At 70.3% G+C, this 18,136-nt stretch carries 16 protein-coding genes; 6 read left to right on the top strand and 10 right to left on the bottom strand.

All coding sequences use genetic code 11. The annotated features are described in order from the left end of the window. Positions 1-11: 11 nt before the first annotated feature. Both ABZ342_RS40170 and ABZ342_RS40165 read right to left on the bottom strand, forming a co-directional pair. Entirely contained in the window at positions 12-2,063 is a 2,052-nt protein-coding gene (locus ABZ342_RS40170) for a DNA topoisomerase IV subunit B (protein WP_360484762.1), read from the bottom strand. A 135-nt stretch (positions 2,064-2,198) separates the two neighbouring features. Further along, positions 2,199-3,578, bottom strand: a complete 1,380-nt coding sequence (locus tag ABZ342_RS40165) for a hypothetical protein (protein ID WP_360484759.1) — start codon at positions 3,576-3,578, stop codon at positions 2,199-2,201. 107 nt (positions 3,579-3,685) lie between these two features. Between ABZ342_RS40165 and ABZ342_RS40160 the strand changes: the two genes are divergently transcribed. The 3 genes from ABZ342_RS40160 to ABZ342_RS40150 are packed head-to-tail and all read left to right on the top strand — an operon-like array spanning position 3,686 to position 5,849. Continuing rightward, positions 3,686-4,792 (top strand): LLM class flavin-dependent oxidoreductase, encoded by a 1,107-nt coding sequence (locus tag ABZ342_RS40160; protein WP_360484756.1) that lies wholly within the window; start codon positions 3,686-3,688, stop codon positions 4,790-4,792. Further along, positions 4,789-5,376, top strand: coding sequence for a CE1759 family FMN reductase (locus ABZ342_RS40155; RefSeq protein WP_360484753.1), 588 nt, complete (start codon positions 4,789-4,791; stop codon positions 5,374-5,376). The genes ABZ342_RS40160 and ABZ342_RS40155 overlap by 4 nt, the downstream gene beginning before the upstream one ends. Before the next feature lie 38 nt (positions 5,377-5,414). Further along, a complete protein-coding gene (locus tag ABZ342_RS40150) occupies positions 5,415-5,849 on the top strand; it encodes a VOC family protein (protein WP_360484750.1) in 435 nt (144 codons plus the stop codon). A gap of 481 nt (positions 5,850-6,330) precedes the next feature. Here the strand turns inward: ABZ342_RS40150 and ABZ342_RS40145 are convergent, their stop codons facing one another. From ABZ342_RS40145 to ABZ342_RS40130, 4 genes are all read right to left on the bottom strand, one after another. Then, positions 6,331-7,746 carry a DUF222 domain-containing protein gene (locus ABZ342_RS40145; RefSeq protein ID WP_360484747.1) on the bottom strand — a complete coding sequence of 472 codons (1,416 nt, stop codon included), beginning with the start codon at positions 7,744-7,746 and terminating at the stop codon, positions 6,331-6,333. Positions 7,747-7,908: 162 nt separating this feature from the next. Next, entirely contained in the window at positions 7,909-8,508 is a 600-nt protein-coding gene (locus ABZ342_RS40140; protein ID WP_360484744.1) for a dihydrofolate reductase family protein, read from the bottom strand. Between the two features lies 1 nt (position 8,509). Further along, on the bottom strand, positions 8,510-8,971 hold the full coding sequence (locus ABZ342_RS40135; protein ID WP_360484741.1) for an SRPBCC family protein: 462 nt from the start codon (positions 8,969-8,971) through the stop codon (positions 8,510-8,512). Beyond that, positions 8,968-9,303 carry a metalloregulator ArsR/SmtB family transcription factor gene (locus tag ABZ342_RS40130; RefSeq protein WP_360484739.1) on the bottom strand — a complete coding sequence of 112 codons (336 nt, stop codon included), beginning with the start codon at positions 9,301-9,303 and terminating at the stop codon, positions 8,968-8,970. Before ABZ342_RS40130 ends, ABZ342_RS40135 begins: the two co-directional genes overlap by 4 nt. 123 nt (positions 9,304-9,426) lie before the next feature. On the opposite strand from ABZ342_RS40130, the gene ABZ342_RS40125 reads away from it, so the two are divergent. From ABZ342_RS40125 to ABZ342_RS40115, 3 genes are read left to right on the top strand one after another with little or no spacing between them, the layout of a single operon-like run. Then, complete coding sequence (locus ABZ342_RS40125; protein ID WP_360484736.1) at positions 9,427-10,860, top strand: serine hydrolase domain-containing protein; 1,434 nt, start codon at positions 9,427-9,429, stop codon at positions 10,858-10,860. Then, positions 10,827-11,243, top strand: coding sequence for a PGPGW domain-containing protein (locus ABZ342_RS40120; RefSeq protein WP_155544640.1), 417 nt, complete (start codon positions 10,827-10,829; stop codon positions 11,241-11,243). The genes ABZ342_RS40125 and ABZ342_RS40120 overlap by 34 nt, the downstream gene beginning before the upstream one ends. A 19-nt stretch (positions 11,244-11,262) precedes the next feature. Next, positions 11,263-11,919 (top strand): TetR family transcriptional regulator, encoded by a 657-nt coding sequence (locus ABZ342_RS40115; protein WP_155544641.1) that lies wholly within the window; start codon positions 11,263-11,265, stop codon positions 11,917-11,919. Positions 11,920-11,936: 17 nt separating this feature from the next. Here the strand turns inward: ABZ342_RS40115 and ABZ342_RS40110 are convergent, their stop codons facing one another. The 4 genes from ABZ342_RS40110 to ABZ342_RS40095 form a co-directional block, all read right to left on the bottom strand. After that, a complete protein-coding gene (locus ABZ342_RS40110; RefSeq protein WP_155544642.1) occupies positions 11,937-12,335 on the bottom strand; it encodes a carboxymuconolactone decarboxylase family protein in 399 nt (132 codons plus the stop codon). A 79-nt stretch (positions 12,336-12,414) separates the two neighbouring features. Next, positions 12,415-14,778: a DNRLRE domain-containing protein gene (locus tag ABZ342_RS40105; RefSeq protein ID WP_360484732.1), complete on the bottom strand. Its 2,364-nt coding sequence runs from the start codon at positions 14,776-14,778 to the stop codon at positions 12,415-12,417. Positions 14,779-14,862: 84 nt separating this feature from the next. Then, the gene (locus ABZ342_RS40100; RefSeq protein ID WP_360484729.1) at positions 14,863-17,358 is read right to left on the bottom strand and encodes a LamG-like jellyroll fold domain-containing protein; all 2,496 of its coding nucleotides are present in this window, start codon (positions 17,356-17,358) and stop codon (positions 14,863-14,865) included. Between the two features lie 32 nt (positions 17,359-17,390). Then, on the bottom strand, positions 17,391-18,136 hold a 746-nt coding region (locus ABZ342_RS40095; RefSeq protein ID WP_360484726.1), incomplete at its 5' end, for an ABC transporter permease.

The raw sequence follows: 18,136 nt of genomic DNA, 5'->3' as shown, positions 1-18,136 counted from the left end.
AGCTGCGAAAATTAAGCGTCGATGGCGTCGCGGTCGATCCGGTCCGAAGAGGCGACCAGCCAGTTCCGCCGGGGCTCGACCTTCTCGCCCATCAGCAGCTCCAGCGCGCCCTCGGCGGCTTCGGCGTCGTCCATGGTGATCCGGCGGACCGAGCGGCTGGCCGGGTTCATCGTGGTGTCCCACAGCTCGTCGGCGTCCATCTCGCCGAGGCCCTTGAACCGCGGCACCGGCGTGACGATGCTCTTGCCCGCCCGCTCCAGCTCCGCGTACTTGGACTCCATCTCCTGCTGCGTGTACGTGAAGTGCGTCTCCGGGTTGCGGCCCTTCGTGACGAGCTTGTGCAACGGCGGCATCGCCGCGTACAGCCGGCCGTCCTCGATCACCGGGCGCATGTACTTCGCGAACAGCGTGATCAGCAGGGTCCGGATGTGCGAGCCGTCGACGTCCGCGTCCGCCATCAGGATGACGCGGCCGTAGCGCATGGTCGTCAGGTCGAACGTGCGGCCGGTGCCCGCGCCGAGCACCTGCACGATCGACGCGATCTCGGCGTTCTTCAGCGTGTCGCCGAGCGACGCCTTCTGCACGTTCAGGATCTTGCCCCGCAGCGGCAGCAGTGCCTGGTACTCCGACACGCGCGCCATGCGGGCCGACCCCAGCGCGCTGTCACCCTCGACCAGGAACAGCTCACTGCGGGAGACGCCGGTGGTGCGGCAGTCGACCAGCTTCGGCGGCATCGCCGCGCCTTCCAGCGCGGTCTTGCGCCGGGCCGCGTCCTTCTGCTGCTTCTGGGTGAGCCGGACGCGGGAGGCGTCGACCACCTTCTGCAGCACGACCTTGGCCTCGGACTTGGTCTTGCGGTCTTCGGTCCAGGCCTTGACGTGCTTGTCGACGATGGCCTGGATGACGCGGGTGATGCCGGCGGTGGACAGCTCGTCCTTGGTCTGCGACGTGAACTGCGGCTCCGGCAGCCGGACGTGCACCACGGCCGTCATGCCCTCGAGGACGTCCTCGATCGTCGGCATGTCCTCCTTGGGCTTGAGCAGCCCGCGGGTCTTCGAGATCGCGTCCTGCAACGCCTTCGCCATCGCGCGGTCGAAGCCGCGGCGGTGGGTGCCGCCGTGGACGTTGCGGATCGTGTTGGTGAAGCACTCGACCGTGCGCTCGTAGCCGGTGCCCCAGCGCAGCGCCACCTCGACCTCGGCGTGACGCTCCACATTGGACTGCATGACGCCCGCCGCGTCGGCCGCGTTCTCCTTGTACGTGCCCTCGCCGGTGATCAGCAGCGTGCCGCAGACCGGCTTCTCGCCCGACGGCGTCAGGAAGTCGACCATGTCGACCAGCCCGTGCGGGAAGTGGAAGGTCTCCTCGTTGATGGTGTCTTCCATCGCCGTGCGCAGCACGTAGGTGACGCCCGGGACGAGGAAGGCGGTGTTGCGCAGCTTGGCCCGCACACCCTCGACGTCGAGGGTCGCGCCGGACTCGAAGTAGCGCGAGTCGTACCAGTAGCGGATCGACGTGCCGCCGCGCTCGCCGCGCTTCATCTTGCCGACGAGGTTCAGCCCGGACCGGCGGGTGAACTTCGCTTTCGGGCCGGGCGCGTCGAACGTGCCGGGAACGCCGTGCTTGAACGACATCTGGTGGACCTTGCCGTCCTGCTTCACCGTGACGTCGAAGCGGTGCGACAGCGCGTTGACCGCCGAAGCGCCGACGCCGTGCAGGCCGCCGGAGGTCTTGTAGCCGGAGCCGCCGAACTTGCCGCCGGCGTGCAGCCGCGTCAGCACCAGTTCGACGCCGGACAAACCGGACTTCGCGTGGGTGCCGGTGGGGATGCCGCGGCCGTCGTCGTCCACCTGGACGCTGCCGTCGGCGTGCAGCGTGACGACGATCTTCGTCGCGTGGCCGGCGACACCCTCGTCCGTCGAGTTGTCCACGACCTCGGAGAAGAGGTGGTTGATGCCCCGGCTGTCGGTGGAGCCGATGTACATCCCGGGGCGTTTGCGGACGGCCTCGAGACCCTCGAGATGGGTCAGGTCATCGGCCCCGTACAAGGTCTCGGCAGTCACAGGGTCGTTCTCCCGGATCGTGGCTCGCGAAAGTGCTGGTGGTGGTGCGGACTTGGCCTGCACCGTACTGCAGGATATCCGCCACCCCCGACAACTTCCGCGCGCTCCCTGCTCCGGAGTGGCGCGCGCCGTCCGCTACTTGGGGTCGTAGCCCAGGTCCGGCCACAGGCCGAGCAGGGCTTCGATCTTCCGCGGGACCTGGAAGCTGTTCCGGAAGTTCGGCTTCTCGCCGATCGTCGCGAGGCCCTTGCGGAGCTCGCCGAACGCCGGCCGCGCGGCCGACTCCCGGGTCAGGATGTAGCAGTAGGTGCGGCGCGGGTACGCGAACTCGTCGGTGTAGGCCTGCAGCACGAGACCGGGGGCCTCGATCCGCGACCCGACCAGGGCACGGCCCTGCTTCTGGCTGTAGACGCGGATCACGTGCACGCCCGCGCGCAGCGTGCGCGGCGGGTCCTGGCCCTGGCCGTCGTCGGCCCAGAACAGCTCGACGCGGAACGGCTGTTCGCCGTTTTCGCCGGGGTGGGTGTACTCGCGCGCCAGCTCTTCGAGCCGGTACTCGGCCTCCGCCGACGGCTCGCCGCCCTCGACGAGGCTGACGAGGTACAGCTCCGCCGGACGCGGCCAGTTCGGCCGGGGCACGTCGGTGGCTTCGGTGGCTTCGCCGGTGTCCGGCTCGGCCTCGGCCGCAACCGGTTCCGGGGTTCCGGTGGTGGCGGCCGGGGCATCCTCGGGGCTCGGGGTGGCGCTGGGCGCGTCCTGGACCGCGGGTGCGGAGCCGGTTTCCGGAGTGTCGGTCGTGCCGGTCTCGGCCGGACGGACCGGCGAGGCGGCCGGGGGAGCGGCGGGCCGGACCGGGGACGGCGCGGGCGGGGCCGGGCGCACCGGGGACGGCGGCGGGGCCGGCGCCGCGGGGCGGACGGGCGTCGCCGGGCGGCTCGTCACCACCGGCCGGGCCGGTGCCGCCGGGCGCGAGGGGGTGGTGGCGCGCGGCGCGGTGACCAGCTTGCCGGCGCCGTACTGCTCCAGGAGCGGCTCCAGGTCACCCGCCGTCAGCGCGGGTCCCGCCAGGTCGCACCACTCGAGCCAGGCCTCCTGGGCCTCCTCGACGGTGTGCTTCTCGTGGGAGACCGTCACCGCCTCGAACAGCTGCCGCGGGCCGGCGGCGGTGACGTCGGCGGAGCCGACGACCACGAACGACGGGTCGTCCTCGGCGATCACCAGCTTCGCGTTCAGTCCGCGCAGCGAGTGCACGATCACGCCCGCCTTCACCCAGTGCAACAGGGCGTGCGGACTCGTCGCGCCGGACAGCACGGTGTCCAGGCTCGCGTCCGTGATCACCGTGTCGCCGGGTTCCAGCGGCAACAGCGCGGCCGCGCCGGGACCGACGTGGCCGAAGGCGGCCACCAGGTTCCGGCGAGGCGCGAGCAGCGGGGTGATCGAACCCCAGATGTCGCGGCCCGTGAGAAGTCGTACCGAACGTTCTGCCAGACCCAGCCGACCGAGCTCCGCGTCCATGTCCCAGACCTTACTTGGTGCCCCCTACGGCTTTGACGGCCGGAATATCTCTTGCTTGGAAGTAGTTGAACGCGCATGTAAGATGGTGCTCGCGAAGGGAGCAGGTCATGCAGTTCGGAATCTTCTCGGTGGGCGACGTCACGACCGATCCCACGAACGGAACCACCCCGACGGAGCACGAGCGGATCAAGGCGATGGTCCGGATCGCGCTCAAGGCGGAGGAGGTCGGGCTCGACGTCTTCGCGACGGGTGAGCACCACAACCCGCCGTTCGTGCCGTCGTCGCCCACGACGATGCTCGGCCACATCGCCGCGCAGACGTCCAAGATCATCCTGTCGACGTCGACGACGCTGATCACCACGAACGACCCGGTGAAGATCGCCGAGGACTTCGCGATGCTCCAGCACCTGGCCGACGGCCGCGTCGACCTCATGATGGGCCGCGGCAACACCGGCCCGGTGTACCCGTGGTTCGGGGAGGACATCCGCCAGGGCATCCCGCTGGCGATCGAGAAGTACGCGCTGCTGCGCCGGCTGTGGCGCGAGGACGTCGTGGACTGGTCCGGCAAGTTCCGCACGCCGCTGCAGGGCTTCACGTCCACGCCGCGGCCGCTGGACGACGTGCCGCCGTTCGTGTGGCACGGGTCGATCCGCAGCCCGGAGATCGCCGAGCAGGCCGCGTTCTACGGCGACGGCTTCTTCGCCAACCACATCTTCTGGCCGACGTCGCACTTCCAGCAGCTGATCGCGTTCTACCGCCAGCGCTTCGAGCACTACGGCCACGGGACGGCGGACCAGGCGATCGTCGGGCTGGGCGGCCAGGCGTTCATCCGGCCCAAGTCCCAGGACGCGTGGAACGAGTTCCGCCCGTACTTCGACAACGCGCCGGTGTACGGCCACGGCCCGACGCTGGAGGAGTTCACCGACCAGACGCCGCTGACCGTGGGGAGCCCGCAGGAGGTCATCGACAAGACGCTGACCTTCCGGGAGCACTTCGGTGACTACCAGCGCCAGCTGTTCCTGATGGACCACGCGGGCCTGCCGCTGAAGACGGTGCTGGAGCAGCTCGACCTGCTGGGTTCGGAGGTCGTGCCGGTGCTGCGCAAGGAGCTGGACTCGCTGCGTCCCGCCCACGTGCCGGACGCTCCGACGCACGCTTCGCTGGTTTCGGCGGCTTCGGCTTCCGAGTCTGTTTCGACGGGGGTGTCGGCATGAAGCTCGCGGTGGTGACGGCGGGGCTGTCGGTCCCGTCGTCGACCCGGCTGCTGGCCGACCGCCTGGCGGCGGCCACGGTGGCCGCGTCGACGTCGCCGGTGTCGGTTTCGGTGGTGGAGCTGCGGGACATCGCGGTGGACGTCACGAAGAACATGCTGACCGGGTTTCCGAGCCCGGAGCTGCGCGCGGCGATCTCGACGGTGGTCGACGCGGACGCGCTGATCGTGGTGACACCGGTGTTCACGGCCGGGTACAGCGGGCTGTTCAAGTCGTTCTTCGACGTGCTGGACGCGGACTCGCTGGTGGGCAAGCCGGTCCTGCTGGGAGCGACGGGCGGGACCGAGCGGCATTCCCTGGTCCTGGACTACCAGCTGCGGCCGTTGTTCGGGTACTTGAAGGCGGACCCGGTCGCGACCGGGGTCTACGCGGCTTCGTCGGACTGGGGCAGCGGAGAGGGCGCGCTGCAGCGCCGGATCGAGACGGCGGGGGCGGAGCTGGCTTCGCTCGCCGCCGGCCGCCCCGCGGTGGCCGAGGAGCCGGCGTTCGTGCCGTTCGACCAGCTGCTGGCGGGCATCGGCGAGTGAGGGCCCGCCGCCTCGCCGGGGCGCGTTAGGGTGGGGCGATGGGGTCGATCAGGCAGGTTCAGATCACGTTCGACTGCGCGGAACCCGAGCGCGTGGCCCGGTTCTGGTGCGAGGTGCTGGGGTACGAGGTCCCACCACCGCCGGAGGGGTTCGCGACGTGGGCCGACTTCGACCGGTCGCTGCCTCCGGAGCGCCAGGGAGCGGCGTTCGCTTGCGCCGACCCGTCGGGCGTGGGGCCGCGGCTGTTCTTCCAGCGCGTGCCGGAGGGCAAGGTCGTGAAGAACCGGGTGCACGTGGATGTGCGAGTGGGGACCGGGCTGGTGGGGGAGGAGCGTCTGGCCGCGCTCGAGGCCGAGTCTGCGCGGTTGGTCGAGCGGGGGGCCGTGGTCGTGGAGGTGCTGCGGGCTGATGGGTTCAACGAGTCTTGCATCGTGATGCAGGACGTGGAGGGCAACGAGTTCTGCCTCGACTGAGGGGGGCTGGTTCGGCCGCTGCGGTGGATGGTCTGCTGTGGATGGTTTGGCGCGTTGTGCCGGTGGGGTTGGGGGCGGCGGGTGCGAGCTGTAGGCGGCACGGGTCGGGTCTGCCGTGGATGGTTTGGCTCGGAGTTGCTCGGGGCCTGCTGGTTAGTGCGGGCCTTGAAGCGTTGTGTGCTGGCCTGGAGTTTGTTGCCTGGCAGGCGGAGCTGGGTGAGGGCTTGGAGTCGCTTGCCGGTACGAGTTCGGTGGCTGTCGCTCGTGGGATGTGACTGACCCGGGGTGCAGGCCGGGAGAGATGGTGCGCTGCGCAGGCCATGGCTTGTCTGGGGACCATGCCGGAGTCGCCGAGCTGTCGGTGTCGGGCGTGGCTGAGCTGGGGGCCCGGGCTGTGATCTCGCCGAGGGCGGCTTGTGGATTGTTCGGGACGTGGGTGTAGGCCCGTAGCCGGTGGCTGCGGGCCTTTCCCATGTCCTGTTCAGGCTGCGAAGGGTAGGGGTTGGTGGAGGTTGTTGCGCCTGGGTTTTCGGCGTTTGTCCAGGAAGGCTGGTGGGAGGAACTCGGGTAGGCCGTCGGCGGCGATGCGGACCTGCCAGCCGGAGCGGTGGAGGAGCCGGTGGTGGTGGGCGCACATCAGGACGAGGTTGCTTAGGTTGGTGGGGCCGCCGTCGGCCCAGTGGCGGATGTGGTGGCCTTGGCAGTGGCGGGGTGGGCGGTGGCAGCCGGGGAAGGCGCAGCCGCGGTCGCGTACGTAGAGCGCGCGGCGGATTCCGGGTGGGATCAGGCGGCGTTGGCGTCCTAGGTCGAGGGGTTCGCTCTTTGAGCCCAGGACTGCGGGGATGAGCATGCAGTCGCAGGCGTGGATCCGGGCTTCGGCTGCGGAGATTGTGCCGAGTTCGCCGAGGGTGGCTCGGCCGGTGCCGGACTTGGGTGTGCTTCCTTTGCCGCCGTGGGTGGCTTGGTTGGTGGCGGCTTTGGGCAGAGTTCCGTAGCCGGCGGGCGTTGCTTGGTCGCTGGACTGGGGCAAGGTGCCGTTGCCGCCGGGTAGTGCTTGGCCGGCGGTCGGGGGCATGGCTCGGTTGTCGCCGTGAGGGGCCTGGGTGAGGCCGGTCTTCAAGTCTTCCAGCGACACCGCGACCATCACGTGGGCTCGCTCGCCGGCCTGCATCGGCAACTCCGGGGAGTTCAACGCCAAGTCGATCGCGTCGGAGAACGCGTCGCCGTAGCGCTCCAGTGGGGAGCGTAAGTCTGGGTCTTCGTCGGTTGTGCGGCGGTGGGCCAGGGAGTCCAGCAGGGCGCTGGCCCGGGTGCCGGTCTCGTCGTCGAAACGGCCGTTCAGCTCCCACGTCCCGGATCTTTTGCGCCGCAACGATAGTTCGCGGCGAGGGGTGGCCGGTTCGGTCGCGTCGGGCTCGGCACCGTCGGGGTCGAGGTGGGCCAGGATCCGCGCACCCAACGCCGCGACCTGCTTGTGCCCAGCGTCGGAGGCGAAAGACAACAAATGCTGCTCGGCGTCGGCGCGGTGTTCGAGTGGGACTTGCGTCATGACCCCGACGATCGTGTCGATCATCGGGGTGCTCAACCGGCCATTCAAGGCGGCAACCCCGGTGCCAGGAGCAACGGCAGCCACCGGAGTGCCGTCGAGCGCGCAGCTGGGTGTGAGAGCCCGGGCACGCTTCACCACAGCCTCAGCGGCAGCCTTGGGAACATCGGCCAGATGCTCGAAAAGCCGTGCCACAGAACGATATCCGAACAGCTCCATAACCCCGCGTGACTCGATTTCCGCGAGCAGCGAACCGATCTCGGCCTCCGCAGACCGCACAACAGTGAGCAGGGCGGAGATGCGGTCGGCCAAGGCCACCGCATCCGCTTTCCATACCGCTTCACTGTCCACACACCAAGATTACCGCCGCCCGAACGCATGTTCATCACTCGATCAGGTGGAAGCAAGGAGTCCGGCAGGGACACCGTCGCGTGGGGAATCGGCGCTCCCGCACCGAGCGGCGAACAACCGCAGGCAAGCGCCGATTTCCCACGCCCCGGCGAAGCCGCATCTTTAAGACTGTGGGTAGCAGACCCGATAACGCAAGTGAGTAACCCCAGCCCCGGCAACAACCTCGACTCGTTCCAAGGAAGCCGAACCGAGAGAAGAGAAGTACCGAACCCCCTCCCCGAGAACGACGGGTACGAGATCAACTCGGACCTCATCGAGAAGCCCAAGCTTCAAGCACTGCTGCGCAATATTCGGCCCGGATACACCCACAGTCCCGTCCCCGGCAGCCTTGGCCGACTCGATCGCCTCCGGAACAGAAGACACGAAAGTGAACGGCGCCAGGGAAGAAGCGGGCCAATCCGAAGGCGGAGGCCGGTGCGTGACGACGAAAGCGGCACCTCCGCCAGGCGGGTTCCCTCCCCAGCCGCGCGTGTACTCGAACACCCGTCGCCCGCAGACGAACGCGCTGTGGCGAACCGAGTCCAAAAAGGAACTCAGGTAGTCCGCGCTGGACGGGGAAACGCGGAAGGTGATCGGGTAACCGACCATCGGCACCTCCACGTCTCCCGCCGTGTACCAGTCGAACAGCGGCCCGACCGAATCGTCGGGCCGCGCCACGAAACCGTCCAGTGACATGCAGAAGCTCGCTACCACGCCGGTCATCTCAGTCCGCCAGCACCTTGTCGAGCCGCTCGTACGACTCCGTGATCCCGCGGCTCATCCCGCTCTCCAGCGCCGCGTCGCGTGCCTCCACCGACGGGAACACCGACCTCGTCACGGTGCGCGTGCGGCCGTCGCCGAGGTCGGTCAGCGCCAGCGAGTCGAGCGTGACTTCGCCGGGCGCGCCCAGGAACTCGAAAGTCTGGACGATCCGGTCGGCGCTCACCGTGTGGTACACGCCCCGAAAACGGTACTCGCCGCGCTCGTCGCGGTGGATGTAGTCGTACGCACCCCCTGAGCGGGCGTCGAACTCGACGATCTCCATCTCCATCCCGTGCGGGCCCAGCCAGCGCACGATCAGCTCGGGATCGGTGTGCGCGCGCAGGACCGCCGACGGCGGGGCCGCGAACTCGCGCGTGATCTCGATGAACGGCGTTCCCGGCTGGGCGGTGATCGTGGTGCTCATGGCTTTTCCTCCAGGGTGTCCAGAACGGCGTCGAGGCGCCGGTAGCTGCGTTCGGTGGCCAGCCGGTACGTGTCGATCCAGCTGGTCAGGGCTTCGAGGGCGGACGGCACGAGGTGGCACGGCCGGCGCTGCCCGTCGCGGCTGCGCGTGATCAGGCCGGCCTGCTCCAGCACCTGGATGTGCCGCGACACCGCCTGCTTCGTGATCGCGAAGGGTTCGGCCAGCTCGTTGACCGTCGCTTCGCCGCGGGACAGCCGCGCGACCAGCGCCCGGCGGACCGGGTCGCCGAGTGCGGTGAACGCCCGGTCCAGCGCCTCCTCGTCAACCGTCATCTTTATCAACCAATCTGTTTATCAAACTATGTGTTGACTATAGGTGGGCTGTCAAGACCTGCCTAAAGTCGGGGGTGGCCGACGTCGTCCGGCAGCGGCCCGCGACCCCGTCCGCTCCCTACGTTGACCCTCACGACCAGGCTCTTCCTCGTCCTCGCGGTGCTCCTGCTCGGCACCGCGGCCCCGGCGGCCGCCGCGACGAACGACATCGACGCGTACGTCCGCGCCTACCTCGACCACACCGGCCTGCCCGGCGCCGCGGTCGCCGTCACCCACAACGGTGACGTTGTCCGCGTTGCCGGCTATGGCCACGACGCCGACGGCGCGCCGCTCACCGCGTCGACCCGGCTGCCGGTCGCGTCGCTGAGCAAGTCCATGACGGCCTTCGCCGTGCTCCAGCTCGTCGAACAAGGCCGGCTCGGGCTGGACGAGCCCGTGACGCGCTACCTGCCCGGGTTCCGGCTCGCCGACGAGCGCGGCGCGCGGATCACCGTCCGGATGCTGCTCGACCAGACGTCCGGGATGGCCGACTCCGCGTTCCCCGACCTGCGGCTGCCCCAGCCGCACACGCTCGCCGAGGCCGTCGACCGGCTGCGGGACGCCCCGCTCGCGAGCGAGCCCGGCGCGGAGTTCCACTACCACAACCCGAACTACGAGGTGGCCGCCCGGATCGTCGAGGTCGTGGCCGGGCAGCCGTTCGCGGACCACCTCCGGACGCGGCTGTTCGCGCCGCTCGGGATGGCGTCGAGCACCACTGTGGACGGGCCGCCGGCCGGGACCACCGGGTACGTCCGGGCGTTCGGGTTCGAGGTCCCGGTGGCCGAACCGGACTGGTTCACCGGCGGCAGCCACGGCGTCGTCACCACCGCCGAGGACCTGGCGAAGTGGCTGGCGGCGCAGCGGGACGGCGGCGGCGCGCTGTCCGCGGAGTCGGCCGCGCTGGCGCGCACCCCCGCGCCCGGCCGCGACTACGCGCTGGGCTGGCGCGTCCGGGACGGCCGGGTGTCGCACACCGGCGAGTGGTTCAGCCACACCGCGGCGCAGGTCCTGCTCCCGGACGGCTACGGCATCGCGGTGGTGACGACCATGGGGATGGCGCTGGACAACGAGGCCGAGCTGCTCGCGCAGGACATCGCGACGCTGGTCCAGGGCGGATCGCCGGAGCCTGCGCTGCCGGCCGGGGTGCTCGCGGACCGGGGGCTCGCGGCGTTGGCGTTGATCGCCGTGGGACTCGCCGTGGTGGGTGTGCGGCGGGCCCGGCGGAAGCTCCGGTGGTGGCGGGTCGTGCCGCCGTTGCTGCCGCTCGTCCCGCTCGCTTTCCTGCCGCAGCTGCTCGGGGTGGTATTCGCCGGAAGACGGGGTACCTACGCCCAAGTGCTCTACGTCTGGCCGGGGCTCGTGGCCGCGCTCGGCGTGCTGGCGCTGGCGGGCCTGGCCGTGGCCGTGGCGAGGGCGCGGGCCCTCGTGAGTGGCACGCGGGCCCGCAACCCGGAAGAATCGGGCGAAACGAGGGGAGACGCCCAGTGGGCATCGGCAAACAGGCGAAGCGGATCCTGATCACGGTGGCGGGTGCCGTCCTGCTGATCGTCGGGGTGCTGCTGCTGGTCCTGCCCGGCCCCGGGCTGTTGCTCGTGCTCGCCGGGCTCCTGCTGCTCGCGTCGGAGTTCCCGGCGCTCGAGCGGTACGTCGACCCGGTGCGCGACCGCGCGATGAAGGCGGCCGAGGAGAGCGTGTCGTCGCCGCTGCGGATCGCCGGGTCGGTGCTGGCCGGGCTGGCGCTGCTGGCCGCGGGGATCGTCTGGGGCACGGTGAAGTCGCTGCCGTTCAGCGGCTGGAGCACCGGGTCGAGCCTGATCCTGTCGTCGGTGATCCTGTTCGCGCTGCTGATCTGGAGCTACCGGCGGGTCAAGACGCGCCGGGAGGCCGCCCACCGCGGCTGAGGGCGATACTGTCGGCGCCATGAGCGCCGGATTCCAGCGAGCCCGGCGGCCCGAGCAGATCGAGGCGCGCCGCACCGCGATCCTCGCCGCCGCGCGGGAGCTGCTGGCCGAGCGGCCGGTCGCCGACATCAGCCTGCGGGAGCTGGCCTGCCGCGTCGGGCTCGCGAAGTCCAATGTGCTCCGCTACTTCGACAGCCGCGAGGCGGTCTTCCTCGAAGTCCTCGACGCCGAGTGGTCGGCGTGGCTGGACGCTCTCGCGCTCGGGGAGCCGGGCCCGGCAGAGCCCGGCTTCGCGCGCGAAGAGCGTGTCGCGGGGAAGATCGCCGCGACGCTCGCCGAGCGGCGGTCGCTGTGCGAGCTGATCAGCGCGATGGCGCCGGTGCTGGAACGCAACATCTCGCCGGAGTTCGCCCGCAGCTTCAAGGGCCGCGCGGCGGCCAGCACCGAGCGGCTCGGCGAACTGGTCCGGAAACGGGTGCCGGAGCTGTCGGCCGACGGCGCCCGGCAGTTCGCCCTCGGCGTGGTGATCATCGTGTCGGGGGCGTGGCCCTACGCCAACCCGACCGACGCCGTCGCGGCGGCCGCGGCCGAGCTGGGCGGGATGCCGACGTTCGCGGAGGCGCTGGCCGAGGGGCTCACGAACCTGCTGGCCGGCCTTGTCGCGCGGCGGCGGTGACCACACAGGTCACGCCCTCATGGTTCGGTCACCGGCAGCAAACCGCGCTCGCCGAAGACCTTCTTCGCGACCGCTGTCGCGTTCAGCGCCCGCGGGAATCCGCAGTACGCGGCCGACTGCAGCAGCGCCTCGACGATCTCCTCCGGGGTGAGCCCGGCGTTCAAGGACGCGTTGACGTGCACCTCCAGCTGCGGCTCGCACCCGCCGAGTGCGGTCAGCATGCCGAGCGTCACGAGCTGGCGGTCCCGTGGCACGAGCGCCGGTCGCGTGTAGATCTCGCCGAAGCCCCAGGAGACGAGGCTGTCGGCCAGTTTCGGTGAGATGTCGGCGAGGCTGTCGAGCACGCGTTGGGCGGTTTGCTCGCCGTTGAGGTCGATCAGGGCCTCACGGCCGCGTTCGAAGCGATCTTCGGTCATGGCCGCGACGGTAGTGGCTGGAGCGCGCTCCAGGACAACCGTGACGGCCACCCCGGCGGGTGGCCGTCACGGGGCGCGGTCAGACCGCGTGAGTCGCCCGGTTCGCCGCGCTCGCGGCCGGGTCGACGTAATAACTGGTGTACGACTTGTCCGTGCGTTGCCCGGCCGCGTTGACGCTCCACGCGTCCACGTACAGCCAGATCTTGGTGTCGGTCGCCGGTGCGGTGAACTCGAACGCCCCGGTGCCGTCCGCGCCCGGCTGGACCACCACGTCCGGCCCCGTCTCGCCGTTCGGCCGGATGCGGTAGCCGTACGCCGCCAAGCCGGGCTGGACCGGCGTCAGCGTGCAGTGGACCACCTGGCCGGGCCGCAGGTTGCCCGTCCCGTCACAGACGAGCGGCGGGGCGGCCGACTTCGGGTAGAAGCGGTAGTACCCCGGCTGGGAAACCCAGCCGTCGGCGGACGTGCTCGTCACGTCGAGGTACTGCGTGTCGGTGGTGAGCGGCGTGAGGACGACGCTCGCCGTGCCGTCCGGCCCCGCGGGCACCGTGACCGGCGCCGCCCCGAAGTACGAGTACGTGTAGCTCACGACGCCCGGGAGCTGCGACGAGAACGTGAACGTGCCCGGCGTCGTGACGTAGCCGCCTTCGCAGCACTCGGGGAATTCGGTGCTCGTGATGGCCGGCCCGTCCGAGCCGACCTGCACGCTCTCCTCGTTCGTCGCCGACACGAGCCCGGCCGCGGTCGTCGTGGACACCCGGATCGTGTGGTAGTACGGCCGGTCCGGCACCACGGTGACCCGCGCCGTGCCGTCCGGGCCCACCGGGACGGTCGCCGGCTCGCCGTAGTCCCAGTCGTAGGTGAACGACGTCGACCCCGGCAGCACGGCGTGCAGCGTCAGGACGACCGGCTTGCCGACCATGGCGTCGGCGGGCGCGTCGACCGTGGGCGCGCCCCGGTCGATGTCGATCTGACCGCCGCCGTCGCCGGACAGGTTCCCGTTGGTCATCCGGGCCCGCACGCTGACGCGGTAGGACTTCGCGGCGTCGGTCGGGGTGACGCTGATCGCCGCGGTGCCGTCCGGGCCCGCTGGCAGGGTGACCTCCGGCCCGTTGTCGATCTTGTAGAGGTACTCGGTGGCGCCGTCGGTGCCATGCGGGGCGAACGTGCACTGCCGGGTCTCGCCGAGGAAGGCGCGGGCCGGGGTGCACGTCATCGACGGACCGTTGCGGGCCACGAAGAACCGGTAGTCGCCCGACGGCCCGTAGTTCCCGGCGGCGTCGAGGCCGTAGGCGGACATGCTCATCGGCCCGTCGTCGCGCGGGGTGTACCGGACGGTGGCCTTGCCGCCGGGCCGGTCGGCCGCGACGTAACCGCTGTCGGTGTAGCCGGCCTGCCACTGGAAGCCGACGACCTGGGTGTCGCCGCCCGCGTCGAGGGTGAAGTCACCCGGGATGCCGACGCCGCCCTTGCCGGGCACCTCGTACACGTAGTCGGTCGAGGTGATCACCGGCGCCGTGGCCGGCGGGGTGAAGTCCGTGGTGAACCGGCAGGTCTCGCTCCACGCGCTCGTGGCCAGGCTGTCCTTCGCGCGGACCTGCCACGCGTAGGTGACGCCGTCCGCGAGCCGGCTGTCGGGGTCGAAGTACGCGCCGGAGCCGTAGACGTCGTCCGTGCCGGTCGCGCGCTGGTCGGGGTGGTCCACCGGCCACCAGGCGAACTCGGCCGTGAAGCTGTAGTCGTCCGGATCGCTGACGGTGGCCGACATCGCGGCGCCGCCGTGGCGGACGAGCGGTGTCTCGGCGCAGGCGTGCGTGCCGGTCTTGAGCGCGGTCGGTGTTGACGGCGGCTGGTTCTTCTCCAGGCTCACGTACAGCAGCGGCCGGTACGTGCGGCCGAACCGCGGGTTGTGCTGCTGGCCGTCGGGCAGGCGCAGCACCATCGTCAGCGACGTCCGGCCGGCGTCGATCGCCTGCTGCAGCACCGGTGCGGCGTCCCAGTCGAGGTAGTCCGACGGGCAGACGTCGAGACTGCCCGGCCCGGCCAGCTTGGTCAGCTCGCGAGGCTGGTCGTTCCAGGTCGGCGCCTTCTTCGCCGGGGCCGTGACCCACAGCTCGGTGCCGCGGGGCGCCGAGCAGTCGGCGACCGCCGTCTCCTTTCCGGACAGCTCCGCGGAAAGCACCTTGGTGCCGCGCAGCCCGGAGAGGTCGAAAGTGAAGTAGGACTTCGAAACGTGCTTCTGGCCGTGGTCGACCTTCGCGCCGATCGGCGCGTCGCCGGCCGGGTTGACGAAGCTCTTCCCCGGCTGGGCCGAGTCGATGTACGACCACGACGTCGACTGGATCGACGTGATCTGCGTGGCCGAAGCCGGCAGCGCCGTGCCGGCCATCAGCAGTGCCGCCGTGGCGGCGACGATGCCCGCTTTCGTTCTTCGAGAGCCCAAAAGGCTCACCCCCTGAAGTGCGAAACCCGGGGACCACGATCGCGGTCCCCGGGCTCAACACGCCTCAGGTGTACTTCCGGTTGCCTACTTCCCGCTGGAATACAACGCGCTCACGTCCGCGTCGGACAGGGCCCGGTCGTAGACGTGGACCTGGTCGACCGCGCCGTTGAGGTAGTCGACCGGGCCGCCGCCGTACTTGCCGCGGCCGATCACCGTGTGGCCCGTCGACGCGTCGCCGAGGCAGACGCTCTTCGTGGCCGCCAGCTGCCCGTCGACGTACAGCTTCAACGTGCCCGAAGCCGCGTCGCGGACGCCGACCACGTGGTACCAGCGGTTCGCCTCGGGCGCCGCCGGCGCCAGGGCACGCGTGCCCACGAAGCTCATCGCCAGCCGGTGGTCCTGGCCCGAGTACTGCAGGAAGAACGCGCTGGTGTTGTCGCCGTCCTGGCTCACGATCGTCTGGAAGCCGTCGCCGACGGCGTTGAACTTCACCCATGCCGCCGCGCTGTAGCTGCCTTCGGTGTTCACCAGGGACGCGCCCGTGTCGGCGTACTGGCCCGACCCGTTCACCGCCAGCGCCGAGCCGCTCTTGCCCGTCGTCCAGGACGCGCCGCCGACGAGCGTGGCGTCGTGGTCGCCGACGCTGTCGGCGGCCGTGGTGCCCGCGTTCTCGTCGAACGGGTACGCCGCGATGCCGTCGATGCCCGGCGTGCCCGCGGGCACCGACGGGCCCGAAACGGGCGTACCCGTCGCGCCCTTGATGACCGCGAGGTTCGCCGCGCGGACCGCCGCGAAGTCCATCTTCTTCACCTGCCGGTCGTAGGTGAAGAAGCCGTTGACCTCCTTCTCGACGTCCGTGGTCTGCGTGTAGACGCCGGCCGAGACGCCGCAGCGCTGGGCGACCAGCAGCAGGCGCTGCTGGAGTTCGCCGTAGCGCCGGGTCAGCGTCGCGCTGTCGGGCTCCATCTCGTAGGCGAAGCTGCCCGCCGCGTCGAACTCGTGGCCCGCGACCTTGAGGCCGAGGCCGCCGTACTCGCCGTCGACGGCCGCCCGGGTTCCGGTCTGCACCGGCGTTCCGGGGCCCGTGTAGGTGTGGTCGTCGTAGATGTCGCCGCGACCACTGTCCGGTTCGGACCTGCAGCAGTTGACGCCGGACTCGGCGTTCACCAAGCGCGAGGGATCCCACGACTTGACCTCGTCCGCGATCCGGCCGACCTCGTAGTCGCCCCAGCCTTCGTTGAACGGCACCCACGTGACGATCGACGGGAAGCTGCGGTGCTGGTCGATCATCCGCTTCATCTCGGACTCGTAGTTGACGCGCGACGCGGCCGACGGCTCGACGTCGTCCTTCATCGCCGGCATGTCCTGCCAGACCATCAGGCCCAGCTTGTCGGCGTAGTAGTACCAGCGGTCCGGCTCGACCTTGATGTGCTTGCGCACCATGTTGAAGCCGAGCGCCTTCTCCTGCTCCAGGTCGAACTTCAGCGCCGCGTCGGTCGGCGCGGTGTAGATGCCGTCCGGCCAGAAGCCCTGGTCGAGCGGGCCGACCTGCATGACGAACTTGCCGTTGAGCAGCATCCGCTGCTTGCCGTCGGCGGTCTTGCCGACGCTGATCGACCGGATGCCGAAGTACGAACCCACTTCGTCCCCGCCGGAGAGCTTCACCCGCAGGTCGTAGAGGAACGGGTCGTCCGGCGACCACAGGTGCGGCCGGTCCACCTTGAGCTTCAACGGCTTGTTCGCGTCGCCGGACACGTGCCCGACCGGGCGGCCGTGGTCGTAGGCGGTCGCTTCGACGCGCTGCTTCACCGGCCCGCCGACCAGGGCGTTCACCGTGACCGAGCCACTCGCCACGTCCGGGGTGACGTCGAGCCGGTCGATGTACGCGGTCGCGACCGGCTCCATCCAGACGGTCTGCCAGATGCCGGAGGACGGCGTGTAGAAGATGCCGTCGCCGGGCTGGCGCTGCTTGCCGATCGGCTGCCCGCCCTGGTCGTTCGGGTCGGCGACGCCGACCACGATCTCCTGGGTCTTGGCCGTGGTCAGCGCGTTGGTGACGTCGACGGAGAACGCGTCGTAGCCGCCGGTGTGGCGGGCGACGGTCTTGCCGTTGACGATCACCGTCGCGTCGTAGTCGACGGCCTGGAAGTGCAGCTGCAGCCGCTGTCCCTTGCCGATCTGCCAGTTCTTGGGGACCTCGAACGTGCGGCGGTACCACATGTTCGTCTCGTGGCGCATGATCCCGGACAGCGCGGACTCGACCGGGTACGGCACGAGGATCCGCTCGCCGAGCGTCTTGCCGATCGGCGCGGCCTCACCCGGGGCCGCCTTGGCGAACTCCCAGACGCCGTTGAGGTTCTGCCACTTGTCGCGCGTCAGCTGCGGCCGCGGGTAGTCGGGGAGGGCGTTCGACGGCGAGACGTCCTTGGTCCAAGGCGTCGACAACGGCGGGGTGAGCCGTTGCCACTGCGGTGCGTCGGCGGCGCTCGCGGCCGGCACGGTGCCGAGGCCGGCGACCGCGACGGCGAACGCCGCGGCGGCGGTCAGCCATCTCCGGGTTTTTCGGGCAGGACGGAACATCGTTGAGACCTCCTGGTGAGGGGGAAGGGACCTCAGCGGGTTCGGGAACGCGCCAGCAGGCGCTGGATCACCACGACGACGAGCAGGAAGGCCCCGCTCACCACCGTCTGGTAGTTGGAGTCGAGGGTGCCGATCTGGTTGATGACGTTCTGGATCAGCGTGCGCAGCAGCACGCCGACGAGCGTGCCGATGATCGTCCCGGCGCCGCCGGTGAGCAGCGTGCCGCCGATGACGACGACCGAGATCGCGTCCAGCTCGGTGCCGACGCCGATCACCGTGACGCCGGACTGCAGGTACGCGGCGGTGAGGACGCCGGCGAACCCGGCGAGCGCGCCGCTCAGCGTGTAGAGGCTGATCTTGGTGCGGGCCACCGGAAGGCCCATGAGCAGCGCGGACTGCTCGGCGCCGCCGATGGCGAACACCGACTGGCCGAACCGGGTGCGGCGCAGCAGCAGCCCGCCGAGGGCGAACAGCACGAGGGTCAGGTAGACCGGGACGCCGATGCCGAAGATGGTGCCCTGCCCGAGCCAGAGGAACGCCGAGCCCGGGTCCACTTTGTACGTCGTCGCGCCTTCGGAGGTCAGCGCGAGCAACAGGCCCCGGGCGAACAGCAGCGACGCCAGCGTGACGATGAAGGGCGCCATCCCGGTGCGCGCGATGAGCACGCCGTTGATGAAGCCGATCAGCGAACACACGGCCAGCGGCAACAGGATCGCGACGACCAGGCCGTACTGCGCGCCGTACGCGGCGAGGACGCCACCGAGCGCGTAGTTCGAAC

Source organism: Amycolatopsis sp. NPDC005961 (assembly GCF_040629235.1).
GTDB lineage: Bacteria > Actinomycetota > Actinomycetes > Mycobacteriales > Pseudonocardiaceae > Amycolatopsis > Amycolatopsis camponoti.
This window is presented reverse-complemented; position numbering and strand designations above follow the sequence as displayed.